The sequence below is a fragment of the Curvibacter cyanobacteriorum genome (genome assembly GCF_028649475.1).
Lineage (GTDB): Bacteria > Pseudomonadota > Gammaproteobacteria > Burkholderiales > Burkholderiaceae_C > Curvibacter > Curvibacter cyanobacteriorum.
This window is the reverse complement of record NZ_JAQSIP010000012.1, coordinates 19,339-43,832: the sequence shown is the minus strand read 5'-3', so window position 1 is coordinate 43,832 and position 24,494 is coordinate 19,339. Positions and strand designations below refer to the sequence as shown.

Here is a 24,494-nt window from a genome sequence, read left to right as displayed (position 1 = left end):
GCGCAGGCGCTTCCCCCACCCTCTCACTCCACCGGATTTCAGGACTCACAAGATGCTCATGGAAAACTTCGCGCCCTTCATGTTTGGAGGGCTGGTGCTGGTCATGCTGATCGGCTTCCCGGTCGCCTTCTCGCTGGCGGCCCTGGGCCTGGCCTCAGGCTTCTTTGCCATCAGCCAGGGCTGGTTCCCCGCCAGCTACCTGTCCAACCTGCCGCTCAACATGTTCGGCATCCTGTCCAACGACCTGCTGTTGGCGATCCCGTTCTTCACCTTCATGGGCGCCCTGCTTGAGAAGTGCGGCCTGGCCGAAGACATGCTGGACTCGATGGGCCAGCTGTTCGGCCCGGTGCGCGGCGGCCTGGGCTACTCGGTGATCATCGTGGGCTTCATCCTCGGCGCCATCACCGGCACCGTGGCGGGCCAGGTGATTGCCATGGCGCTGATCTCGCTGCCCGTGATGATCCGCTACGGCTACAACATGCGCTACGCCACCGGCGTGCTGGCCGCCTCGGGCACCATCACGCAGCTGGTGCCGCCGTCGCTGGTGCTGATCGTGATGGCCGACCAGCTGGGCCGCTCGGTGGGCGACATGTACAAGGGCGCCTGGGGCCCCTCGATCCTGCAGGTGCTGATCTTTGCGGGCTACACCTTCGCCTTGAGCGTGTTCAAGCCGTCCTACGTGCCGGGCGTGCCCAAAGAAGCGCGCACCCTGGTGGGCTGGGCCCTGTGGGCCAAGTGCCTGCGCGGCATCATCCCGTCGGCCGTGCTGATCTTTGCCGTGCTGGGCTCGATGGGCGGCCTGCCGGGCATCGACACCGCCATTGCCACCCCGACCGAAGCCGGTGCCATGGGCGTGGTGGGGGCCATGGTGCTGGCCGCCATGCACAAGCGCCTGTCGCCTTCGCTGATCTGGGAAGCCATGCAAGGCACCATGCGCCTGACCGCGATGGTGGTGTTCATCCTGATCGGGGCACGCGTGTTCTCGATGGTGTTCCAGGGCGTGGACGGCGCCAAGTGGGTCGAGCACTTGCTCAGCGGCCTGCCTGGCGGCCAGACCGGCTTCCTGATTGCGGTCAACATCTTCATCTTCTTCCTGGCGTTCTTCCTGGACTTTTTCGAGATCGCCTTCATCATCTTGCCGATGCTGGGCCCGGTGGCCGACAAGCTGGGCATCGACCTGGTGTGGTTCGGCGTACTGCTGTGCGTGAACATGCAGACCAGCTTCATGCACCCGCCGTTTGGGTTCGCGCTGTTCTACCTGCGCGGGATTTCGGACACGCTGTTCAAGGAAGGCCGCATCAAGAACCCGATCAAGTCCTCGGACATCTACATGGGCTCGATCCCTTGGGTGATCATGCAGTTGGTGCTGGTGGCGGTGGTGATCTTCGTGCCGCAAACGGTGACGATGTTCATCCCTAAGGAAGCCGTGATCGACGTCAACAAGGTGACCATCGAGGTACCGGCCGACGAAGAGGAAGCCAAGCCCGAAGACGATGCGGATGCCGAACAGAAGAAGCTGGAAGAAATGTTCAAGCCTTCGGAAGAGAAGCCCGCCAGCAAATGATCGCCGGGCCGCCATGGCGGCCTGCGCATCCCCCTGCACAGCCCCTGCCCCCAGGGGCTGTTTCTTTTGAGCCCCAGCGCTGATCCCTTTTGGAGTGCCTTGCGATGACCGAACCCACCGCGCCCCCCGCCCCCGAGCTGCCCCGCATGGGCCCGCCCCCCTTTGTGTTCAGCCCCCAGGGCGGCAGCGTGGAGGGGCCTGCCTTCCCGGTGCTGGTCAAATGCCTGGCGGTGCTGATGGCCGTGGGCTGCGGCGCCTGGCTGGCCCAGTTGTGGATCACCAACCAGCCCGAGATCCACAGCCGCTCGGCTGGGCTGTGGTTTGTGGCCGCCCAGTTGATGATCACCTGCCTGGCCTGGTTCATTGTGCGCAGCCGCACCCGCCTCGATGCCACCCGCCTGCACCAGCAATGGGCCGGCGACAAGGTCATGCCCCTGGCGGACCTGGCGTTCGCCAAGTTCATCCGCGTGCGCGGGCTCGAATGGCTGATCGCACCGCGCCTGTACGTGCGCACCCTGAGCGGCAAGTTCGCGGTGTTCTACGTGGCCTCCCCCGAGGTGCGCGCCGAGTGCGAGCGCCTGATCGCCGAGCTGGCGAGCTTCCGGCGCCTCTGAGCCCCGCCTCTGAGCCCCGCCGCGCCGCCCAGCCGCCCCTAAGCCCACCGCCTGGGCCTTGCCCCACCAGGGGCCGCCACAAGCGCCCTGCACGGCCCCAGGACGCGTCCAGATGCTCGGCGCAGGCCCGTTCAGCAGGGACGAAAAAAAACGCGCCAGAGGCGCGTTTTTTCTTGAGGCCCGCAGGCAGGCTTCACAGCTTGGCGGTTTGCATGAAGCTGTCGAAGCGGGCTTCGGCGAAGCGGAACCAGAGGATCTGGTCCTTTTGGAAGGTGCGGTAGTCGGAGTAGATCTTCTTCCAGTCCGGGTTCTTGGCTTCGAGTTCGGCGTAGATGGCCATCGAGGCGTCGAACGAGGCTTGCAGCACTTCCTTGGGGAAGGACACGACCTTGGTCTTGGCACCCACCAGTTGCTTCAGGGCGGTCGGGTTCAGCGCGTCGTACTTGGCTTGCATGTCGACGTGGGCATAGGCCGAAGCGGCTTCGATGATGGCCTTGTTCTCAGGCGACAGGGTGTCGAACGCCTTGTTGTTGATGAAGAAGTCCACTTCCGGACCACCTTCCCACCAGCCCGGGTAGTAGTAGTACGGGGCGACCTTGTTGAAGCCCAGCTTCTGGTCGTCGTACGGGCCCACCCACTCGGCGGCGTCGATGGTGCCCTTTTCGAGCGCTTGGTAGATTTCGCCACCAGGGATGTTTTGCGGCACGCCGCCCATGCGTTCGATCACGCGGCCAGCAAAGCCACCCACGCGGAACTTCAGGCCCTTGATGTCGGCCGGGGTCTTGATTTCCTTGCGGAACCAGCCACCCATCTGGGCGCCGGTGTTGCCGCCAGCGAAGCTGACGATGTTGTACTTGGCGTAGAACTCGTTCATCAGCTTGCGGCCGTTGCCGTGCATCATCCACGCGGTCATCTGGCGCGAGTTCATGCCGAAGGGAATGGCAGCGCCAATCGCAAAGGCTTCGTTCTTGCCGAAGTAGTAGTACGGCACGGTGTGGCACATCTCGACGGAGCCTTGCTGCACGCCGTCCACCACGCCCAGCGGGGGCATCAGTTCGCCACCGGCGTGAACCGAGATTTCAAACTTGCCACCCGACAGTTCTTTGACCTTCTTGGCAAAGACTTCGGCGGCGCCATAAATCGTGTCCAGCGACTTGGGGAAGCTGGAAGCCAGGCGCCAGCGCACAGCCGCCTGAGCGTGCACGGCGGGTGCCGCACCCGCGGCCAAAACCCCAGCAATACCCGCCTGTTTGATGATTGAACGACGATCCATGGACAGTGACTCCGATATAGGTGATTGACCGACAGACACCGGGCTGCACGCCCTGGCGACTGCCTAGAGAACCCGGATTGTAGAAAGGCCCCCAGCCCCAAAGGCCCGGGTTTACCCTGCGAAAACCGCTGTCACCGGGAAGACTTCAGGGTTCTGCAAGGAAAGTCCAATTTACACCGGATTGACCCACCGTGCGGGCAAAAATCCCCCGCGGGGAAGGCCCATCAAGGGGCCGGAAAACGCGCACGCACCGATTGCTCGATGCCCGCTGCGTCCAGACCCTGAAGTTGCAGCAGTTTGGCTGGGTCGCCATGCTCGATGAACTCGTCGCGCAGGCCCAGTTGCAGCACCGGTCGCGGCAGGCCCGCGGCCTGCAAGGCCTCCAGCACGGCCGAGCCTGCACCGCCCATGACGGCGCCTTCTTCGATCGTCACCAGGGCTTCGTGGCGCGCGGCCACCTCGAGCAACAGCTCGGTGTCCAGCGGCTTGGCCCACCGCATGTTGACCACCGTGGCGTTCAGCGCCTCGGCGGCCTGCAAGGCCGGGTACAGCAAGGTGCCAAAGGCCAGGATGGCGATGCGCTGGCCTTCGCGGCGCAACGCCCCCTTGCCGAAGGGCAGGGTCTGCAGGTCGTTGCCCGGCACCGTGCCCACCCCGGAGCCCCGGGGGTAGCGCACCGCCACGGGGTGGTTCTGGGCATAGGCCGTGCTGAGCAGCTGACGGCATTCGGCTTCGTCGGCGGGGCAGGCCACGCTGACCTGGGGAATGCAGCGCAAAAACGGGATGTCGTAGGCCCCAGCGTGGGTGGCACCATCGGCGCCCACCAGGCCAGCGCGGTCGAGCGCAAACACCACCGGCAGGTTCTGCAGGGCCACATCGTGGATCAGTTGGTCATAGGCCCGCTGCAAGAAGGTGGAGTAAATCGCCACCACGGGCTTCAAGCCTTCGCAGGCCAGGCCCGCGGCAAAGGTGACCGCGTGCTGCTCGGCAATGCCCACGTCGTGGTAGCGCCCCGGAAAGCGCTTTTCGAACTCGACCATGCCCGAGCCCTCGCGCATGGCGGGCGTGATGCCCACCAGGCGGATGTCGGCCGCGGCCTGGTCGCACAGCCATTGGCCGAACACCTGGGTGAAGGTCTGCTTGGGCGGCGTAGCCGGCTTTTGCAGGCCCACGGCGGGGTCGAACTTGCCCGGGCCGTGGTAGGCCACCGGGTCGGCCTCGGCGAGCTTGTAGCCCTGGCCCTTCTTGGTCACCACGTGCAGGAACTGCGGCCCCTTGAGGTGCTTGAGGTTCTCCAGCGTCGGGATCAGCGAATCGAGGTCATGGCCGTCGATCGGCCCCACGTAATTGAAGCCGAACTTCTCGAACAGCGTGGCCGGCACCACCATGCCCTTGGCCTGCTCTTCGAGGCGTTTGGCCAGCTCGAACAAGGGGGGCAAGGGCTTCAGCACCGACTTGCCCAGGTCCTTGGCCGCGGCATAGAACTGGCCGCTCATCAGCTGGGCCAGGTAGCGGTTGAGCGCGCCCACCGGCGGGCTGATCGACATGTCGTTGTCGTTGAGCACCACCAGCAGCTTGCAGTCCTGCTGCACGCCGGCGTTGTTCAAGGCTTCAAAGGCCATGCCCGCGCTCATGGCGCCATCGCCAATGATGGCCACCGCGTGGCGGTCCTCGCCCTTCTGACGCGCGGCCAGGGCCATGCCCAGGGCGGCCGAGATGCTGGTCGACGAATGCGCCGTACCGAAGGTGTCGTAGGGGCTTTCGGCGCGCTGCGGGAAACCCGACAGCCCGCCCAACTGGCGCAGGGTCGGCATGCGGTCACGCCGGCCGGTCAGGATCTTGTGCGGGTAGGTCTGGTGGCCCACGTCCCAGACCAGGCGGTCGTGGGGCGTGTTGAACACGGCGTGCAAAGCCACGGTCAGCTCCACGGTGCCCAGGTTGGAGCTCAAGTGGCCACCGGTCTTGGAGACACTGTCGATCACATAAGCCCGCAACTCGGCGGACAACTGCGTGAGCTCAGCACGCGACAAACGCCGCAAATCAGCGGGATCGTTGACCTTCTGCAGCAAGGGGTAGCTGGGGAATTGCATCGGATTGCTATTCAAAAGAGAGCCTGCATCGCCCGCTGCCCCGGGGGCAGCTGCACGGAAGGCTCGGTGTTCTGGGTCAGTTGGAGCGGTTCACCACCATGTGGGCCAGGGCCGCCAGGGCGACCGTGTTGCTCAGGCGGCTGGCTTGCAGGGCCGCCATGGCCTGGTCCAACAGTTCGCCAGCATAAGCCCGCGACCGGTCCAGGCCCAACAGGGACACATAAGTAGGCTTGTCCTGCGCAGCGTCTTTGCCCGCGGTCTTGCCCAAGGTGGCCGAATCGGCCACCACGTCGAGGATGTCGTCCACCACCTGGAAGGCCAAGCCCAGCGCAGCGCCGTAATCCTTCAGCGCCTGCCAGGCGCTCGCGTCAGTCTGGCCGCAAGCGGCGCCCATCAACACACTGCCCTGCAGCAAGGCACCGGTCTTGAGGCGGTGCATGCGGCGCAGTTGCACCTCGTCCAGCGCTTTGCCGACGCTGGCCAGGTCGATCGCCTGGCCGCCGGCCATGCCCTCGCTGCCGGCCGCACGGGCCAGCAGACGGCACAGCACCGCCTGCATGGCATCGGGCACGCTGCCGTCGTCGGGCGTCAACAACTCAAACGCCAAGGCCTGCAGGGCATCGCCGGCCAGCAAGGCACTGGCTTCGCCGTAGGCCACATGGACGGTGGGCTTGCCACGGCGCAGCACATCGTTGTCCATGCAGGGCATGTCGTCGTGCACCAGCGAATAGGCGTGGATCAATTCGACCGAGCAAGCGGCCCGCAGGCCCGCCTGGGGCAGGCCCTGGACCGCCTCCTGGGCGGCCAGCACCAGCAGGGGACGCAGTCGCTTGCCGCCGTCGAGCACCGCATAGCGCATGGCCTGGCCCAGATCGGCCGGCGCATCCTGCCCCACCCAGGTCGACAAGGCGTTCTCCACCGTCGCCAGGTGGGCCGAGCTCCAGGCCCGGAAATCAAACGCCTGCGCGCTCATGCGCCCGCTCCAGCCAGCGAACCCGACCGACCCGCCCCCTCGACAAACAGCCCACACGCGGTCCGCGTGACGACGTCACGGACTGGCGAAACAGGATCAGGACAGAAATGGGGCGCGTTGGGCATTGGGCGATCGCTTAAGACGGGCAAACCCTGAATTCTAGGCCGTTGCGACCCCTGAAGGCAGCCTGAGCACCAGACAAGTGCGACAGCCCCGGGTCCGACGAGCCCCCGCCATGCGCCAGGGACTAAGTCGACCACCGGGCGAACTGGCATGCAGAGCGGTCTGCTGCCCCCCGCCTCGCGGGTCGCCGGACCGAGCCCTGCGCGCCGCAGGGTCGGCTCGGGCAGCCTGGGTGGCGCCAAAGCCTCGAGGGGCGGCTTTTTGATTGATCTCGGTCAATAAACCGCTGCACCACGCACCGACATGGGGATAACCCTGGGTCAGCCCCGATAGGATGAAAACCAACCCAGTGACCACCGGGTTCGCGCTCTCGCAGACCACTGCATCCCTTCCCCAACCGCTCACCCGACCCATGAAAATCAGGCAAAAAGTACTGCTCTCACCGGCCGTGGCACTCGCCGCCCTCTTGATGTTGCTGGTTTTTGCAGGGCTGACCCTGCAGTCGCAACAGGAGACGACCGCCGCCATCGTGGGGCAGCGCAACCTGACCCTGCAAAACGCCAACACCGTGCTGCAAGACATCGGTCAGGCCCATGCCGAGGCCTACCGCTTCATGTTCATCATGGGCAAGGTGGACGACAAGGTTCAGGCCCGCGCGCTGGACAAACTCGGCAGCCTGCAGGCGCAGGCGCGCCGCAGCGTGAAGGCGGCCGCCGAATCAGAGGCGCTGAACAGCGCGGGCCAGGCGCAGGCCACCCGGGTCGCCCAGGAGATCGAGGGCTACCTCAAGAAGGTCAAGTCGGCGCTGGACATGGCCGATGTCGACATGGCCTCGGCCTCGCAGATCATGCAGGCGGCCGACGACGAGTTCCGCAAGGTGCACGACGACGTGCAAGCCTGGATCGGCAGCGAAAAAGCCCAGGTCCAGGACGCCATGGCCGCCTCACAACAGGCCTACGAGCGCAGCCTGGTCATCGGCTTGGGCTTGACCGCGCTGGCCCTGGCGGCCTGCGTGGCGATCAGCCTGCTGATGGCCCGCCGCATCACCGCGCCACTGCAGGCGGCGCTGGGCGTGGCCAACCGACTGGCGCAGGGCGAGATCGTGCCGGTCACCCGGGTGGCCGAAGAAGACGAATCGAGCGCCCTGCTGAATGCGCTGGCGGGCACGTCGGACAACCTGCGCGTGCTGGTGTCCCGGATCCGCGAAGTCGCCTCCGAGGTCTCGCTGTCCTCGTCCGAGATTGCGCAAGGCAACATCAACCTGGCCCAGCGCACCGAGGCCACGGCCTCTGCGCTGCAGCAAACTGCAGCCACGGTGCAACAATTCAGCGATGGCGTCAGCCAGGCGGCGCAAGGCGCCATCCAAGCCTCGCAGCGCGCCCACACCGCCCGCGAAGCCGCCGAGGAAAGCCGCACCGAAGTCAGCCGCATCGTGGACTCGATGGCCGCCATCCTGGCCTCGTCCAAGAAGATCGGCGAGATCACCAGCGTGATCGATGGCATCGCCTTCCAAACCAACATCCTCGCGCTCAACGCCGCGGTCGAAGCGGCCCGCGCCGGCGAACAGGGCCGGGGCTTTGCCGTGGTGGCGGCCGAAGTGCGGTCGCTGGCCCAGCGCAGCGCCGTGGCCGCCAAAGACATCTCCAACCTGATCCGTCAGGCGGGCAGCGACGTCGACCAGGGCAGTGCCCTGGTGACTTCGGTCGGCGAGCGCACCGAGACCCTGGTCAATGACATCCGTGAACTGGCGGCCGCCGTGACCGCCATTGCCAGCTCGGCCGACGAGCAGAGCGTGGGCATCCGCGAGGTGAACCGCGCGGTGGCGTCGATCGAGAGCAACACCCAGCAGAACGCGGCCCTGGTCGAGCAGATCAGCGCCAACTCGCGCGGCCTGCAAGACCAGACCGAGCTGCTGGTGCAGACCGTGGGCGCGTTCCGCACCGCGGGTGACGCCCGCAACACACCGCTGCTGATGCAGGCCTGAGCCCCCCGGGCGCCGACCGCCCCGGCGGTGGCGCTGCGGTCCTTTCCTGGCGCAGGCGTGATGCGCTGTTTCGCTCTTGTTTGACGCGCCGTCACGTCCGGTGCGCCCCCGTCCATTTCTGACCTTCACCAACCAAGGAACACCATGTTGAATTCCGCGATCCGCCGCCGCCAAGCCTGCGCCGCCCTGTTGGCCCTGTGCACCTTTGGCAGCGACCTGGCCCACGCCCAGGCCACCCCCCTGTCCAAGGCCGAAGCCCTGGTGGACAAGGCCCTGGCCACCCTCAAGAGCCAAGGCAAGGACGCCGCCCTGGCCGAGTTCAACAAACCCGACGGCGCCTTTGTCGACGGCGAGCTCTACATCTATGCCTACGACCTCGAAGGCAACTGCCTGGCCCTGGGCGCCAACCCCAAGCTGGTCGGCAAGAACCTGATCGAGCTGAAGTCGTCGAACGGCATCTACCAGATCAAGGAGCTGATCGCCCAGATCAAGGCCAAAGGCGTGGCCCATGTGGAGGCCGAATTCACCAACCCGCTGACCAAGAAGGTGCAGCCCAAGGTGCTGGTGGCCAAACGTGTGCCGGGCGCCGACATGTTTGTCGGGTCGGGGGTATACAAGTAAAACAGCTGATGGTCCGGTCCATCTCACCCGCTCCAGAACGGAGCGATGGTCAGTGCCTGCTCTGCCCCTGAGATGGACATGGGTGTCACATTTGTCGGGTGCACACAACGGTCGATGGCTGAAATATCACCTTGCTCGATTTGGTAACAAAAAGTCAAATCAACAAAATAGAATCAAAGTGAAGAATCCGGCATGGCCTAAGTCAATGGGGTTTGCCCGATGGGCCCAGGTGCATGGGTGCATGGGTGCATGGGTGCACAGGGATGGTGTGCTGGCACTCAACCGCCAGGATGGCCCCAGCCTCGACATCTGACAAGTACCAAACTCTGCCTCAATGTGATGGTGTCCTACTGACACTGGACGCGCTGCGTATGGCTTATGAAATGCAATGGCTCAAGCTGGGGGCCTACACCAAATACACCGGCCTGGTCACCCAAGACGAGTTCTTCCGCTCGCTCGATGAACTGCACCAACACCCCGATTTCGGTATCTTCCGGTTTTCCATCCGGGACCTGCGTGACTGCAACACCGAGCTCCTGAGCAATCAAGGCCTGCTGCGCTACGCCTCGCGATTTTTAGCGGCCCGGATGATGAACCCCCGTATCTATTCGGCCATCCTGGTCGATGACAGCCAAGTGTGGCCGATGGCACACAGACTCAAAGAATTGGCTCCCCAGATGCTGGAGATCTTTGAAGAGACCTCGGAAGTGACACAGTGGTTGCAATTGATGACCAACGTACCAATTGATTGTCTGGGGCATGGGCGCTGGCACCATGCGTACTCGGCGGGCCCGGTCATGGCCCAGCAAATCTTCAGAGGGCGCTGAGGCGACGATGAGAAATGATGCCGCGTGGCTGGCTTCGGTCTTTGACGAACACTCGCGCGACCTGCTGCTCATCACCACGCTACAAGGGCAAGTATTGGCCGCCAACCAGCGCTGTCGAAAGTTGCTGATCTCGCCTGATCGCGACTTGAGCGATCACCAACTGGGCGAGATGATGTCCAAAGTGACCTTTGGTGGCCAGAACATCAGCCAACAGGTCAACCTCTCGGACATGCCTGGGTACTTCCACGGCGACGAGTTGGTGGTCTTGAAATCGCACGAAGACAGGATCTTTTATGGCTCGTGCCGCAGCCACCCAAAAAAGTGGCGCGAAACGGACATCGTCATCCACAGCATCAGCCCCCTGGTGATTGATCCATTTGAGTTTGCACGGCAGAGAGCCAGCGTGTCCCTGCCTGATACCACCCTGCATTCCCCCCCCTTCTTGCTCGAAGTGGCCCATGAGATCAAGAACACGCTGCAAGTGATCCTGGGTCTGCTGGGACAGTCGTCCTCATCGGGCGATCACAAGGCCGTCCCTGGATGGCAACAACATTTGAGCCGGGCAGCAGAGAGCCTGACCCACCTCGCGCACGACATGGGCGATATCTCCCGCCTGCAGCGAGGTGACTTCTCGCTGCACTGCCGTGACTTCGATTTGCTGGAGGCTTTTGAAAGTCTGATGTCAGGCTATCGAAGCACCCTCCAGGGGCAAGTCACCAGACTGATCTTTGAGCCGAAGCTCTCCTTCTCGAGAGTGCACGGCGACAAACAACGAATCCTGCAAATCGCTAGGAACCTACTGGACAACGCTCTGCGCTTCACCGCGGAAGGGGTCATCAGTCTGCAGCTTCAACTCGATGCCGTCGGCCCCCCTTCGAAGCGGCTGCACCTGCGACTGCGAGTGCAAGACTCTGGCGTCGGTTTACCGGAAGGGTTCTACATCGGACAACCCAGCGCAGCCCACCCGCCACATCACCAGGTGCCGCGCTCACCTGCAGGCAGCTTCGGCATTGGTCTGACGTTGTGCGAACGCCTGTGCCATTTGATGGACGGTAAAATCTCCGCACACAACGCCCCGACCGGCGGGGCTGTCTTTGAGGTCAGCCTTGTACTCGCACCGGCGGCCGAGCAGCGCCCAACGCAACACGACGCCCCCACAGACTCCATCCCGCGGCCCCGGGATAGCTCGGGGGATGCCCTGATCGGCAAGCGCATTTTGCTGGTAGACGACGCAGCCCACAGCAATGAAATGACCGCCCAGTGGCTGCGCGAGGTGGGGGCCCAACCCACTCTGTGCAGCGATGGCCAAAGCGCCTGGCAGCACCTGCGCGATGCCCCCTTTGATCTGGTGTTGATGGATGCCAGCCTGCCTCGCTGGTCGGGTGCAGAGACCACGCGCGCCATCCGGCAGTTGCCCGGGGCCGATCAGGGCGGCACGGGCCAGGTGCCCATCATTGGCTTGACGGGCCAAGTCGACCCCCGAGTGATTCAAGATTTACGGCACAGCGGCATGAATGAGGTCCTGAGCAAACCCATCAGCCGGGCCGACTTGCTGCAGGCACTGGAGGCGCATCTGGACAACGCTGAGCGTTCCCCCTGAGATCGCGGCCTCAGCACGACGATGGGCTCCCAGTAGGCCTGATTTGCAAGAGCGTCTGCAGCCGGTAGCGACAAAGCGAATCGTGGGCTGCCCCAGGCTGACAGTGGTGAGTTCAACTTTGCCACGCGTGACCCGCTTTGTCAGCTGACTCACCGAGTCCCACATTGGCACCGCTACAAAATTCCCCAGCGCGGCAGAACCAATCAGCTTTCCGCATGTTTTCCTCTGACATTGCAAAACCACCTTGAAACCAGGCGGGCTGCTTTTTTATTGATCTACCAACTATTTTCACCCGACTCACTTCGTCCCGGATGATGAAGGTCAATCTACTTCAACTACAACTTGAAATTTGACACCTCAGCCAACAAGGCATCAGCTTGGTCTTTTAGCAGATTCGCTGTCGCACTGGTTTGCTCGACCATCGCTGCGTTTTGCTGAGTATCCTGATCTAATTTATGAATAGCCTGCCCGGCCTGCGCCACCCCAGCCGCTTGCTCCTGCGCGGTATCGGCAATTTCACCAACCAAACCGTGAATTCTGATGACCTGAGCCAAAATCTCCTGCATGCTCGATCCGGCCTCTCGCACCACAGCTTCGCCGCGTTCCGCCCGCTCCATATTGGAGGTGATCAAACTTTTGATTTCTTTGGCGGCTGACGCACTGCGCTGGGCCAAGGCTCTGACTTCCGAGGCGACGACAGCAAACCCACGCCCCTGTTCACCGGCCCGTGCCGCCTCCACCGCAGCATTCAGAGCAAGAATATTGGTCTGAAATGCAATGCCATCGATGACGCCAATGATGTCCTCGATTTGTTTCGATGAACTGTTGAGGCTGTTCATGACTTCCACGACAGCGGAAATAACCTCACCCCCTTGGCGGCTGGCATCGGCGTTGCGCTGCGCCACACGAGCAGCCTCGGTGGCGCTGGCCGCAGTGTGCTGGCCTGCCACGCTGATTTGCGCCATCACCGCCGCCTGTTCCTCCAGGCTGGCGGCCGACACCTCAGTGCGGGCTGACAAGTCGAGGCTGGCGTCCGATATTTGGGAGGCTGCATGGTGCAGCTCGGCGGCAGAGCGGCCCACCTTCTGGGTCAGATCACGCAGTGAGTCGTAAGCTAGACGAAGGTCTCGTATCAGCATGGCAGGCTCATCGCGCCCCCAGGGCTCGCCCGGTGCACGCCGCAGATCACCGGTGGCCATTTCGTTGAGATGCTGACTGATCAGCCGCAAGCCCCCCCGAGTAACCAGATAGAAGCTGTAAAACAAGTAGGCGGCTATCGACAAAAATACCAGCAAGGCCAGCAGCGCCAAGCTACGCAAGGTGCTGAGCCGGTGCTCACGCTCCGCCAAAATGCCATCCAATGTGGGTAGACCCGATTCATAAAAACTCACCAAGTTATCGAGGGCCTTCTCGCCCAGGTCATAGACCTCTTCAGGGGTCATCGCGGCGGCAGTCAGTTTGGACGGATCAGAGACCCGCCTGCGGTAGGTCTCGGTTTTCGCCAACAAGTCGGTGTTGAGGTCCTGCGACAAACTGGGACGGGCCTCGGCAGCCACATTGAGGTACCCCACCGCATCGTCCAAGCCACGCAGAACCCCCGCGTCCCAAACTGCGTAGCGACGGTACTCCTCTCCCGTCAAGCCGCCCTTGGCCACGCTGTAGCTGCTCCATCCCCAGAGTTGTCCCACCTCATCAATGACCCGGGGCAGCGCCAGAACCAGCGTATTGGTGAGGTAGAAGCTGTCCAAATCAGGGTCCAGTACCAAATTGGAGCGATCACCAATGTGACGCAACAACTGGATGCTTGCTTTGACCACCGGACCAAAAACGGTACGGCCCTGGGCGTCGACCCCGTTAGGCACAGCCGCCGTGTCGACCCAGGCGGACTTCAGCGCGGCCACATCTGAGCGCAGGTTCAACGGGTCATCGCTTTGAGCGATGTCCTGCTCCAAGCCACGCAGTGCTTGGTCCACCTGAGTACGTGCCTGCTGGTAATCTTTGCTGCGATCCAATCCCCCCAAACTAGCCCGGGTCGCATTCCGGGCCTTCAGCAAGCCGTGCATGATGGGAACGTAAGTACCAAAGGTCTGAACCCCCAGTCGCTCCTGACGCGTGAAACTGATTTGCTGCTGTTCAAATTTAAGAAAGACCCAAGACAGAAAAACAATCGGCACCAAAAAGGCACAACTGATTGACAAAGCCTTGGCTTTAAAATCCAGGCGCCGCATCACTTTGACGCCCAACGCCCAAAAACCATGGGGATAGAAAAAACTGTTTTGGCAGATCACCGCTTTGGCTGGACTGAATACCTGCCCACGAGTGGTTTGATTCAAACGCATGATACTTGACACTCCTCCCCATCTCATTTCAGCCGTTCAGCATGACAACGTGATGTCGCCACACAAAATTCCTTTAATAAACACAAATCGGCATGACGACCTGTTAATTGAAATAAGCCGATCAACCAACCAGGTCTTCAAAACACCGACCTGAATAGGGGCCAGGGTTTTACAAGCTATCCGACTCAGTAGACCTCGCGCCGAAACACCCACGGCTGGCGATCCGCCCCATAGGTCATGCGCCCCACCGGGTTGCTGCACAAGCCCCCAATCCAACTCCAGCGGCCTTGCAAATGCCCCAAGCCAGGGGCCACGGTGGAGCTGCCATTGCTGCACACGGCGTCGGTGCCTAAATTGATGAACACATCGCTGCTGCCTCGGTACTTGCCGTCGCCACCGCTGGGACGGGACACCCGCAAGCTGCCCACACCTTGGCTGAGCTGCCAACTGCTGCCCACCAAATGGCTGGTCCCTGTCTCCGCGGCGGTGAGGTCGCTGGTGAAGTTACGAAAGCCCACCGCGCTGCGCGCAAAGCCGGTGCAGTTGTCGGCGCTGTGGGTCACAAAACGACTGCCATCCCAATACTGGGCGGACAGCGGCAAAACCAGGTCGGTGCTCGGGGCCCCAAACGCATTGCCCAACTTGAGGCGGCCAAACACATAGCGCTGGGCGCTGGCCAGGGTGACCGCAGCAGGGGTGGTGACGCCATCCAGGTCCACCGGACGGGTCGTCACCGTGACCGACGCCGGTGCCACCGCCGCGACGGGTTTGCTGATCAAATGGTTGGACTGGACCTGGAAGGCCACCCCCTGACTCCAGAAGCCCGAGGGTGCTTGCGCACCGCTGCCCAGCACACTGCCGCTGGGCAGGTTCAGCGCGTCAAAGCCGTGAAAGCTGTACTGCGTCAGATCGAGCCGGGCCAGGCTGCCGGTGTAGTTACGGGTGGTTTGTCCCTGGGCGTTCTGGGCAACCAGGGTGGCGACGGTCAGCAATCCATCCTGCCCCAGGTAGGTGAAAGGATTGCTGCCGGAGGTACAGGCGGGGGTGGCGCTGACCGGCAACACGCTGAAATGATCAGGCACAAAGCGCCCCACTGTGACCAAGGGAGAATAGACGGTCCGTTGGGTCGATGTGCTGCCATCAGTGGCATCAACCTGAGCGAAGCTGTCGTCCTGCAATTGAACCTGAATGACACCCACTTCGGAGTGGACTGCCGTGTTGGAAATGACCGTGCCTCCCCCGCCACTGAACGCCCCCGCTTGCAGTACCCCGCCGACACAGCCGCTGGCCGGCAATTGGCAGTTCGCAACCGCCACTGTCGGGAGGCCGGCGTAATTGGTGCTTAAAGCCCCACCACTGTCGTACGCGCTGGCAATCAAGGTGAAGGGCTGGCCCGCTTTGTGGACAGGGCCACTGGTCTCAGTGGCGGCGTCCAACGTACGGGCATTTCCTGCGGTTTGCCAATCTGCATCGCGCGCCACAAAGCCCAGTGCCCAGGGTCGCAGTGCGAAGTTGTCGTTGCTGCAAGTCACGACCGAGGCCGCGCCTGTGGGCGGAAAACTGAGGCGAATGCGCGCGTCACGCCACGCGTTCGCCACGACTGGCAAAGTCACGCTGCTGCGACCATTGATGATCGCTACCCGGGTTGTCGAGAGTACGGTACCGCTGACAGGACAGTTGTAGTTGTCCACATCCACGCCTAGACCTGGGTTGGCGATCACCTCCACCTTGACGGTCTGATTGAAGCTGGTGTCCACCTCTGTCTTGAGGGCGTTGAGAGCGACCACATCGACCGTGACCGAGTTCCCCGCCACCTTGGTGGTCACGTAGCCACTGACAGCGCCCGCTGCGGTGCCTGTATCAAAGGCATTGAGCAGGCCAGGTACCCCAGGTGTGTTGGGACAGTCCCGAATGCTACCGTCCCAATTCTTGCCCGCAGCCTGGTTGGTGTAGATGGCCTGCACTTGGGCTGCACTGATGGCACCGTTGAATATCAAAACTTCGTCAAACAGCGCATTGGTGATGCGCCCCCCCTCAGGGGTGTAGCCGACATAAATCACCGCAGGCGTTCCTGGGATGCTGCCTGCTGGGGTGAGGGCATCGTAGACCCGAACCCCGTCGACGTAGCCTGTCAAACGACCGGTGCGCAAGTCATTGACCGTCACCACATGCTGCCAAACTCCGGTTTGGAAAAGTCTGGCGTTGACCGTTGCAGCGCGGCCCCAAGAGCCGCTTTGGCCAGTAACACCAAAATGCAGCCCATCCCAACCCAAGCCATCAGAGCGGAAGGTGGACAGGTAGAAGTAGCGGTTGCTGGTAGCGGTGCCACTACCACTGATGCCCACGTACATCATCAACTGCTCGTTCGACAAGCTGTTGAATCGAACCCACATCGAGGTCGAAAACACTTGGCTGGACAAACCACTCAACGGGATCCCCGCCTGCACGCCATCTTGCAGGCCATCGCCCATGACGCCACTGAAGCTACCGGCTCGGCAGACCTTGCCAACCGCACTGGACGACGCCCCCTGGAAGGCCTGGGCATGGTTGGCTTGAGGGCTGCTGTCCTTGACCTCCTGAGGGGTACCAGTCCAGTAATGCTCGTCGTAGTGCCAATCAGAAATAGGCGCCTGATTGCCACAATCGCGAGTGGAGCCATCCCAACTGAGGCCTGCGTTCTCATGGTTGTAAATAACAGTGATCTCGCTGGCCGAAAGCACTCGGTTCCAGATCTTGAGTTCATCGATTTGCAGATTGCCATCGCAGGTGGGACAGTTGGCGAGTGCACCGATCACCCCGCCCCAGGACGCCGGGTTGCCAATGGTGGTGGCCGACAGCACCCGGCTGCCGATCTGATTGCCGTCACGGTAGAGCCGCATCGTCGTGCCATCAAAGGTCGCAGCCAGATGCACCCAAGTGTTGAGGGCCATGGTCGACGGCGAGTTCAGATTTTGCAGCACCTGGTCAGCAGTCCAGAGTTGAAAATAAGAACGCGAACTGTAGGTGGCCGCCAGGTTGAACCCCCGGTATGAGCCGCAGCAATCGCGGCTGTTGGAGAAAATGTAGTTGTAAGTGGCCGCCGAAGGCTGCTTGGCCCACGCCATGATGGTGACGGCATGACTCAACTGGTCCGTCACATCGTTTTCGACGCTGACACGGTTGTACGCCCCCGAGAAGTCCCCAGCGCCGCACACCTTTCCATGGGGTGTCGGCGTTGGCAAGCGTCCCCCCGAATAGCGCTGGGCTGTGCCATGCAGCCCATGGGGACCACTGTCCAACACCGCGCCGACATCACCCCGCCACCAAGATGCGTTGAGTTGCACCTCACCGCCCGAGGCCCAGGTCAACTCATCCATGCGCCACTCGGCCACCGGTCCAGTGCCACCACAGGCATGCACTTCGTTGTACAAGCTCAGCACTTGGGCGGCGGAGACGGCCCCGTTGAAGACCTTGAGTTCGTCGAGATAGCCCGTGAAGCGGTGATCGCTGTTGCTGCCCCAGCCCCCCATCAGCAGCGTGCCTTGCACCACCGCATTGCTGGGGTTGGCCGCTGACTGCAGGGCGCGAAGACTTTGCTGAACCCCATCAATGTAGAGTTCGTTCTGAGTCACATCGCCATTGGTGAACACCGCCACGATGTGATGCCAAGCCTTTTCCAATCCAGTGGGCACGATGCCTTGCACATCGTTGTTGCTGGTGTTGAAACCAAAAGCCCCAGCGGCCAGCCACAGGTCGTATTTGTCCCAACCCAATGGGCGCACGCCGCTGGTTCCGTCCCAGTACATCCAAAAAGCCACACTGGTCTTGGCGCCCGCCGCCGTTGACACTGGCAAGCCGCGCACCTCAAAGGCCCCACCGCCCGTCAAAGGTCCACTGAGCCGGGCATAGCCACAAGTTCCCGTGGTGCCCGTGCGCGCCGGCAAGGCGGCCCCTGAGTTGGGCAAAGGTTGACCGATCGCTTTGCCGTGGAAGGGGCCCCCAGCATGCCCAGCAGAATCAGCCAACTCGCCCGCCACGCCGGCGTAGGCCGCGCTGTCTTCAAAGCGGTACTGGGCAATCAACTGCCCCCCACAGTTGTGCGCCTCGTTGTAAAGCGCCATCACCTGGGATGGACTTAGTGCCCCGTCATAGATACGCACCTGGTCCACGCTGCCCGGAAACTTGATCCAGCCATTGTTGACAGACCACCCCCCAACGCGCAAGGTGCTGGAGACCACAGCACTGGCTTGCTGGGGTGCACCATGACGTTGAGATAACGGTTGCGCTACACCATCGATGTACAAAGTGTTCTGGGTCACATCACCGTTGGTGAACACTGCCACCACATGACGCCAAGTGTTGATGAACCCAGAAGACGATACCCCGTACACATCGCTGACGCCGGTGTTGAAGCCAAAGCTCCCAGAGTAGAACCAAAGGTCATACTGGTACCAACCCATGGGCATGGCATCGCCGCCATTCCACTTCATCCAAAAGGAAACGGTGGTCTTGGCGCCAGGGCTGACATTGACAGGCAGGTTCGGCAGACTGATGGCCCCCCCGGCCTGCAACTGGGCGTAGCTGCAAGTGCCAGGACTGCCCGGTCGCGCTGGTGACGCGCTGGCTTTGAGGGGTGCGGTGCCGGCGCCCCCCACCACGTACAGCTGACCGTTGTAAGGCCCTCCCGCTGACGCGGCCGTGTCTCGAATCTCGCCCGCAGCGCCAGTCCAGGCGGCGCTTTCCTCGAAGTCGTAAGCAGCCAGCAGACGGGTGGTGCCGGCACTCACAGGGCACTGGCTGGCCGCCAGGGGGCAGTTGGCCAGGGCATTGTTGTCATTGATGTTGCCGCTGCTGTAGGCTGCGGCGCTGTTGCCTTGCCAGTAGTTGCCGCTGAAGGTCTGACCACTGGTGGACTGGGCCGCCGGCGCGTTGTTGGCTGCAAAGCAACTGCCGCTCACGGTGCCCCCTGGCGTGGTGCTGGCCACGCTCAGTGCCAGGTAACTGGCCCCACTGGTGGCGGTACCGGTCACTGAGATGCGCCCACTGCCTGCACCGAAGCCCAGCCCCGTGGCCCCATTTCGCAAGCAACTACCGCTGACGTGAGCGGTACTGGCGCAGCCCACATACAGAGCGATCCCGCCATCACCTGCAGTTGCGGTGACCTGATTGATCAGTTTGGCTTGGTTGCATTGACTGCCCGCCGCCAAGTAAATGCCATTTGCACCCGCTCCAGTCACGCGCACCTGGCCATTGCTGAGGCTCAAGTCATTGGGCTGGTTGCTGACGTACACCCCATCGCCACGAGATTGGATGTCAAAGTTGCTCAGTTGCGTCAGCGCGGTGCTGGCATCCACCTGGAGACCAAAGCCCGCGTTGGCATGCAAAGTCAGGTAGTCCAACACCACGCTACCGCTGTTTTGCAGTCGCATCGCATGACTCCCCTCCCCAGAGCTCACGATCTGTACGGGTGCCAATGCGGTGCCCTGGATCGCCACTGCGCCAGTGACCGCACTGCCCAAACGCACCCCCCCGTTGATCGAATTGACGTTGAGGTTCTGCACTGTCACGGTGTTTCCGCCATTGAGGTCCAGTGCCCAGCCCCCTGCCAGGGTAGTTGGCGTGCTGATGTTGACCGGAGCCTGCACGCCCAAGCTGATTTTGCTCAGCAAACTGGGCCCGGTAACGATGCCTTGCTGGGCTCCAGTGATGCTGACGCCATGGATATCCAGGGTGTGAGAACCAGAGGCCCGACCATTCACATGAATGCCGATCGTCTTCGCATGGATACGGATCCGGCTCTCGCCACTGCCACCTATCGCGACCGCACTGAGGGCGGTGCCGGCCGACATGCTGGCCACATGGATTCCCATGCCGTTGGCCGAGTTCAGCACCAAGTCCTGGTAGGTCTGCGTCAAGCTGATATCAGGTACCGTGTAAATGGCATCTCCATCAGTCGAGATGGTCAGCCGAGCGAAATAGTTCGCTGCATAGCACTGGATTCCCCTGGACCCCGACCCGGAAGTCTGGATCAGCAAATCGCTGAAGGCGCTGGCCCCATAACCGCTGCCAATCTGAATGCCATTGCCCACCGAGTAAAGACTCAGGCGGTTGAAATAGGCATAGGGTGCAGAAGTCGCGCCCAACAACACGCCAACCCCTGAGGTTTTCGCGGTCACATCAGACATGTCCACCGTACCGGAGTAGATCGCGACGCCGTGCGCGACCGTACCACTGCGGGTGTCAATGACCAGACTATTCACCTGGTGACGGCTGTTCGAATTGGCTGGGCCGTTCACGATGAGTGCTGTTTGCCTGGATGTCAGCGTCATGTATCGCAATGACAGGACATAGCTCTGCGTACTGTTGAAAACAAATGCACTTCCGTTGGTCGACGTCACGGACGGACGGCCAGTCCCAGGCGACACCATCACGCCGCTGAGATTGGCGTTGAGAAGATCAAAAGCCGTGCCTACCGTGTTGGCCGATACTTGGGACAACATCAGTGCAAGCGGATGATTGCTGCTGCGCGCATGAAGCCCCTGCACGTTCGATGTCAGCCGGAGGTTAAGGATCAACAGACTGGCCAGGCGCGCATCATCGGCCAAAGTGACAGCCGGCGACGCCCCTCCGTTCACGGTCACATCTGTGCCACCGGTAGCAGTGGTCAACGTCAGACTTTTGTCCAGGACGACCGCCTCGTTGTAAGTGCCCGCGCAGATTGGAATCACGTCGCCCGGGGAGGCTGCGGCCACCGCGGCCGTGATCGTCGGGTAAGCGGCCCCAGTGCAACTGCCCACCAGGTTGTTCTTGGTGAACAGTCGCAGAGTGCCGGTCCAATACAAGTTGCCTTTGTTGTTTGTGACGATGTCCGTCGCATTCGCTGTGCGGTTGGTATCCAGCAATTGGGCGGGCAAGGTGCTCTTGAACAGCAGCGCAGCCGGGTCTGAGCCCTTTAAGATTTGACCTCGAACCTCCACGCTCGCAATGAAAAGGTTGCGGTCCTGTCCCCCTGAAGCGCCGTCGTTGGTGAACGCGACATCAATCACCAAATGGGGATGGCTCGCCGGGCTGGTAGGCGCGGTGAACGTGTAGGCGGTCAATGGGCTGTAGACCGCGGCACCATTGTCTTCGGGCGGTGCTGCATCACCCACAGTGACGTCTGTGGTGCCACTGATCTTGATGCCATTGACCCAGACCTGCATGTTCGGCCAAACCCCGCCCGAGCCCTGGCCATAAGCGTTGACGACGATGGTTTCATCCGCCCTCGCCCCAGCGGACAGAATGGCCAGTAACAGCCCCAGCAAGAGACTCCACCACACCTGACGCCAGATGCCAAGCAGGCGGCAGCCCCCCATCAGCGGCAGCCGATAACGGCCAAGGCGATCCAGTCCTGAGTTATGCGCCATCACGGTACCAACACGCCACTGACCTGGCGCTCCACATAATCACGTCCCACGGTGCCCGTGTGCGCCTGTGCGACCAACTGATACACGGTCACGGCCCGTCCCGTGCCATCGTCGGCGACGCTGTTGGCTCTGCAACTCAGCACCAATTCAAAAGCTGCCAATGCCCCCGGCAATGCGCCAGCAGCCAAGGTGCTGCCCTGACATGCACCGCCATTCCGCAGAACCTGCCAGGCCAACAGATCCAGCCCAGCGTGAGCGGCCTTCAACGCTTGACTGCCACGTGCATCCAGCGCCAAGGTGCTGCTTTGCGTGTTCACCAAGGACGTTGCCGTTGCCGCCAACAGCGACAGAACCACCAGAAAGAACACGGCTGCGACCAGCGCAAAGCCCTGTGCGCGTGAGGGATGGGTAGGCGGAGAATCAAGGCACATTGTTAACGTGGATCTGATGCATCAGCGAAACCGACTCGGTGGCCGCTGACAAGGTCAGGGCCAGCGACAGCAAGCCCCGTCCCTGAAGACCTAACTCGGCACTGGCGTCACTGTCGTAGCCAAGCTCACAGCCGCTGACTTGCTGCGCCATCAAGGCCGAACGGGCGTCCGCCGGCGGCGTGCCAGTCCATTGGGTCTGGCGAGGCAAGCCGTAGGCCCAGTAGCGGGTCAAGGTGCCAGCCACTGGATCACACACCCATGTGACTGGTCCCTCAATGACCCGGAACGCATTCTTTGCTTGGTCACTGACGGCACTGAAAGCCGTGTTGGCAAAGCGCAACTGCTGCGCCACACCAACACTGTCAAATGAAGTGATCACCGGCGCCCAATTCACCACCCCGGGGGTGTCTGCACACCAGGCGCTGACGTCGCCCCCGGCACAATTCAGCGCCGTGCCATAGTCCTGACTCCAGAGCGATAGACGGTCGGAGCCCGCGATGAAGGCCCAACTACCGTCCTGGACGGCGCCGATCGTGGTCAGGCTTTGACAACCTGAGGCGGTGAAACAAGCAGGTTGGTACACAAATCGACCGCCCGTCTTGGTTGCCAACAACTCCAGGTAGCGGACCTGACCCAAGCTAGCCACGCGCAGACTCATGGGCAAGGCTGCCTGCACATCACGGGCGATACGCCGCAAGGCCAAATCAGCGTTGTCACTCAGAACGACCCGCCTCTGGAGACGAAGATAGCCATCGACCAGGCGCGCGACACCCAGCGCCGTGGTGCTGGCCAAGATGCCGGCGACCAGGATGACCACCACCAACTCAATCAAGGTGAAGCCACGTTGCCGGACTGGTGGACGGGCCCGCTCATGCATCAGGGTCGTACTTGGCACGCAAGGCCTCCAGTCGAACCAGAGGCGCCGCGTTGGCCATGGCAGCGGCAGAGCACACCCCCGGAAATGCCCCGCCCCCAGGACCAAACACCAGGACCTGGAGGTGAAGCAGTGCTTGGCGATCCACCCCAGCCAACGTCGTTTCGGGGTGACTGACAAGGACGCAGGTCGCGTACTGTCCTGTCAAGGGCCAGGCATTGCCGGCCGCATCAGTCAAGGTCCCTTGCTGGCTGTAGCCTGCATAGTCATCCACATTGTCAAAGCCCAAAGTGGGTGAACTGCGCGATTCTCCCAGCGCCACTTCAGGCCCCAAAGCATTGGGGATTGCAGCAGCAGGGTCGTGCAGGTCAACGTCAGTGAAGGCGCGGCTGCTGACTTCCTCCATCAAGCTCTCCGCAATGGCCAGGGCCTGGCGCTGGGCCAGGGGATCGGCGCTGTAACGCAGGGCCAGTTGCAAGGCGGTCAAGACCCCGGCACCGGCGACACCAACAATCACCAGAGCCACGATCAGCTCGATCAAGGTCATGCCCCGCTGACGGACCTGGCCCACCGCCCCACAGGCGCGAAGTCGACTTCGTGTCAAAGGCTTCAACGGTGAACCCAACCAGTCTCGGGCTCCAGCACCAGGGATTCGCTGGCACTGCTGGAGCTGATGCTCACTGGCAACGCTACTGTGAGCAAATCGCCAGCAGCCGAACTGCCGTCACGGGGGCGTCCCAACGCATCGAAGCACAGGACGTAAGGTAAGCTCTGCCCCCCCAATCCCAACGTCACCCCCGCCGGCGCGGAAAGCGCTTGGCTGCTGCCGGGCATCGGCAACGCCAAACCAGAAGTCTCTGCGCAGTCCGAGGTTTGCAACACGGTCAGACCTGAGGCCGTCAAGGTGACGCGAGTGCGCATGCTGTGCGCAGCAATGGCCATGGCACGGGCGTAACTCAAGGCCCCCATCACCTGATCAGCCCAAGCCCGGGTGCGGTAAGCCTGCAGGTCAAAAAAGCGCGCGCCCCCGACCGCCGCCAGCACAGCCAGCAGGGTCAGGGCCAACACCAGTTCAACCACCGTGAAGCCTCGGTTGCGGGCTAAAACCATGACTTCCCCCCCCCCAGCACAGCCGGGGTCTCAGCATCAGGGATTGGTCAATACCAAGTTGCCGGTGTTGACGTCATACGTGAAGCTGCGGCTGCCTCCGGTGCCCGCCACCGAACAGGTGGTGGCCGAGCCGTTGTCCTTGAGGTAGATGTATTGGCAGGTGTTTGCTGTCGCCACAGCGCACCAGTCGCTGCCGGTGGCGTTGGCCGCAATGCTGGGTGGGTTCTGCATGATGCCCGACCAGACATTGGTGCATTGGGTGTGAGCGGCGGCGGCTACCGCGGTGGTGCCGGCCGTGTCGGTGGGCCAGCCGGAGGCACTCATGTCCACGGTGCCATCGCCAAAGTTGGGCAGGTTGGTCTTGGTGCCGGTGTTGCCCCCTACCACCCACTGTGAGTGGGCCAATTGAAGCGCACTGCCAAAGGCACCACTGACGCCCGCCACAGCCGCCTTGTGGGCATCGGTGGCCACGTTCATGAAACGTGGCAAGGCTGTTGCAGCCAAGATGCCCAACACCAAAATGACCACCACCAGCTCAACCAAAGTAAAGCCGCGTTGCCGACTTTGTACAGATCCCATGACGCTCGTCCTCGTGAATGAATAAATCTCAAAAACCATTCCACCAAAGCCGCGGGTAAACGCGAAAGACTTGAACCAATCATCCAAAACGGCCCCTGAATCGTCTC

16 protein-coding genes are annotated in these 24,494 nt (G+C 62.3%); 6 read left to right on the top strand and 10 right to left on the bottom strand.

Annotated features, from left to right (window positions below; translation table 11 throughout):
* Positions 1-52: 52 nt before the first annotated feature.
* The gene (locus tag PSQ40_RS19490) at positions 53-1,564 is read left to right on the top strand and encodes a TRAP transporter large permease (RefSeq protein WP_273953552.1); all 1,512 of its coding nucleotides are present in this window, start codon (positions 53-55) and stop codon (positions 1,562-1,564) included.
* Positions 1,565-1,668: 104 nt separating this feature from the next.
* Positions 1,669-2,178 (top strand): hypothetical protein, encoded by a 510-nt coding sequence (locus PSQ40_RS19485; protein WP_273953551.1) that lies wholly within the window; start codon positions 1,669-1,671, stop codon positions 2,176-2,178.
* Positions 2,179-2,371: 193 nt separating this feature from the next.
* On the opposite strand, the gene PSQ40_RS19480 is transcribed toward PSQ40_RS19485, so the two are convergent.
* From PSQ40_RS19480 to PSQ40_RS19470, 3 genes are all read right to left on the bottom strand, one after another.
* The gene (locus tag PSQ40_RS19480) at positions 2,372-3,451 is read right to left on the bottom strand and encodes a TRAP transporter substrate-binding protein (RefSeq protein ID WP_273953550.1); all 1,080 of its coding nucleotides are present in this window, start codon (positions 3,449-3,451) and stop codon (positions 2,372-2,374) included.
* A gap of 224 nt (positions 3,452-3,675) precedes the next feature.
* The gene (dxs, locus tag PSQ40_RS19475) at positions 3,676-5,541 is read right to left on the bottom strand and encodes a 1-deoxy-D-xylulose-5-phosphate synthase (protein ID WP_273953549.1); all 1,866 of its coding nucleotides are present in this window, start codon (positions 5,539-5,541) and stop codon (positions 3,676-3,678) included.
* A 76-nt stretch (positions 5,542-5,617) separates the two neighbouring features.
* Positions 5,618-6,514, bottom strand: a complete 897-nt coding sequence (locus tag PSQ40_RS19470) for a polyprenyl synthetase family protein (RefSeq protein WP_273953548.1) — start codon at positions 6,512-6,514, stop codon at positions 5,618-5,620.
* A 535-nt stretch (positions 6,515-7,049) separates the two neighbouring features.
* Here PSQ40_RS19470 and PSQ40_RS19465 point away from each other — a divergent pair.
* The 4 genes from PSQ40_RS19465 (at position 7,050) to PSQ40_RS19450 (ending at position 11,669) form a co-directional block, all read left to right on the top strand.
* Entirely contained in the window at positions 7,050-8,621 is a 1,572-nt protein-coding gene (locus tag PSQ40_RS19465; RefSeq protein WP_273953547.1) for a methyl-accepting chemotaxis protein, read from the top strand.
* Positions 8,622-8,765: 144 nt separating this feature from the next.
* On the top strand, positions 8,766-9,242 hold the full coding sequence (locus PSQ40_RS19460; RefSeq protein WP_273953546.1) for a cache domain-containing protein: 477 nt from the start codon (positions 8,766-8,768) through the stop codon (positions 9,240-9,242).
* Positions 9,243-9,613: 371 nt separating this feature from the next.
* Positions 9,614-10,069 (top strand): hypothetical protein, encoded by a 456-nt coding sequence (locus tag PSQ40_RS19455; RefSeq protein WP_273953545.1) that lies wholly within the window; start codon positions 9,614-9,616, stop codon positions 10,067-10,069.
* A 7-nt stretch (positions 10,070-10,076) separates the two neighbouring features.
* On the top strand, positions 10,077-11,669 hold the full coding sequence (locus PSQ40_RS19450) for an ATP-binding response regulator (protein WP_273953544.1): 1,593 nt from the start codon (positions 10,077-10,079) through the stop codon (positions 11,667-11,669).
* Between the two features lie 335 nt (positions 11,670-12,004).
* On the opposite strand, the gene PSQ40_RS19445 is transcribed toward PSQ40_RS19450, so the two are convergent.
* The 7 genes from PSQ40_RS19445 to PSQ40_RS19415 all read right to left on the bottom strand — a co-directional run bounded on the left by PSQ40_RS19445 (position 12,005) and on the right by PSQ40_RS19415 (position 24,474).
* Positions 12,005-14,008 (bottom strand): methyl-accepting chemotaxis protein, encoded by a 2,004-nt coding sequence (locus tag PSQ40_RS19445; RefSeq protein WP_273953543.1) that lies wholly within the window; start codon positions 14,006-14,008, stop codon positions 12,005-12,007.
* Positions 14,009-14,193: 185 nt separating this feature from the next.
* A complete protein-coding gene (locus PSQ40_RS19440) occupies positions 14,194-21,393 on the bottom strand; it encodes a LamG-like jellyroll fold domain-containing protein (RefSeq protein ID WP_273953542.1) in 7,200 nt (2,399 codons plus the stop codon).
* Complete coding sequence (locus PSQ40_RS19435; protein WP_273953541.1) at positions 21,393-21,761, bottom strand: hypothetical protein; 369 nt, start codon at positions 21,759-21,761, stop codon at positions 21,393-21,395. Before PSQ40_RS19435 ends, PSQ40_RS19440 begins: the two co-directional genes overlap by 1 nt.
* 52 nt (positions 21,762-21,813) lie before the next feature.
* Positions 21,814-22,701: a PulJ/GspJ family protein gene (locus tag PSQ40_RS19430; RefSeq protein ID WP_273953638.1), complete on the bottom strand. Its 888-nt coding sequence runs from the start codon at positions 22,699-22,701 to the stop codon at positions 21,814-21,816.
* Positions 22,694-23,269 (bottom strand): type IV pilus modification PilV family protein, encoded by a 576-nt coding sequence (locus tag PSQ40_RS19425; protein WP_273953637.1) that lies wholly within the window; start codon positions 23,267-23,269, stop codon positions 22,694-22,696. Before PSQ40_RS19425 ends, PSQ40_RS19430 begins: the two co-directional genes overlap by 8 nt.
* Positions 23,270-23,307: 38 nt before the next feature.
* Positions 23,308-23,808, bottom strand: a complete 501-nt coding sequence (locus PSQ40_RS19420) for a prepilin-type N-terminal cleavage/methylation domain-containing protein (protein ID WP_273953540.1) — start codon at positions 23,806-23,808, stop codon at positions 23,308-23,310.
* A gap of 36 nt (positions 23,809-23,844) precedes the next feature.
* On the bottom strand, positions 23,845-24,474 hold the full coding sequence (locus PSQ40_RS19415; RefSeq protein ID WP_273953539.1) for a prepilin-type N-terminal cleavage/methylation domain-containing protein: 630 nt from the start codon (positions 24,472-24,474) through the stop codon (positions 23,845-23,847).
* Between the last annotated feature and the right edge of the window lie 20 nt (positions 24,475-24,494).

Bases quoted from the DNA above. Each gene is read 5' to 3' on its own strand.
- PSQ40_RS19490 (WP_273953552.1), top strand. From the start codon at position 53: ATGCTCATGGAAAACTTCGCGCCCTTCATGTTTGGAGGGCTGGTGCTG.
- PSQ40_RS19485 (WP_273953551.1), top strand. From the start codon at position 1,669: ATGACCGAACCCACCGCGCCCCCCGCCCCCGAGCTGCCCCGCATGGGC.
- PSQ40_RS19480 (WP_273953550.1), bottom strand. From the start codon at position 3,451: ATGGATCGTCGTTCAATCATCAAACAGGCGGGTATTGCTGGGGTTTTG.
- dxs (WP_273953549.1), bottom strand. From the start codon at position 5,541: ATGCAATTCCCCAGCTACCCCTTGCTGCAGAAGGTCAACGATCCCGCT.
- PSQ40_RS19470 (WP_273953548.1), bottom strand. From the start codon at position 6,514: ATGAGCGCGCAGGCGTTTGATTTCCGGGCCTGGAGCTCGGCCCACCTG.
- PSQ40_RS19465 (WP_273953547.1), top strand. From the start codon at position 7,050: ATGAAAATCAGGCAAAAAGTACTGCTCTCACCGGCCGTGGCACTCGCC.
- PSQ40_RS19460 (WP_273953546.1), top strand. From the start codon at position 8,766: ATGTTGAATTCCGCGATCCGCCGCCGCCAAGCCTGCGCCGCCCTGTTG.
- PSQ40_RS19455 (WP_273953545.1), top strand. From the start codon at position 9,614: ATGGCTTATGAAATGCAATGGCTCAAGCTGGGGGCCTACACCAAATAC.
- PSQ40_RS19450 (WP_273953544.1), top strand. From the start codon at position 10,077: ATGAGAAATGATGCCGCGTGGCTGGCTTCGGTCTTTGACGAACACTCG.
- PSQ40_RS19445 (WP_273953543.1), bottom strand. From the start codon at position 14,008: ATGCGTTTGAATCAAACCACTCGTGGGCAGGTATTCAGTCCAGCCAAA.
- PSQ40_RS19440 (WP_273953542.1), bottom strand. From the start codon at position 21,393: ATGGCGCATAACTCAGGACTGGATCGCCTTGGCCGTTATCGGCTGCCG.
- PSQ40_RS19430 (WP_273953638.1), bottom strand. From the start codon at position 22,701: ATGCATGAGCGGGCCCGTCCACCAGTCCGGCAACGTGGCTTCACCTTG.
- PSQ40_RS19420 (WP_273953540.1), bottom strand. From the start codon at position 23,808: ATGGTTTTAGCCCGCAACCGAGGCTTCACGGTGGTTGAACTGGTGTTG.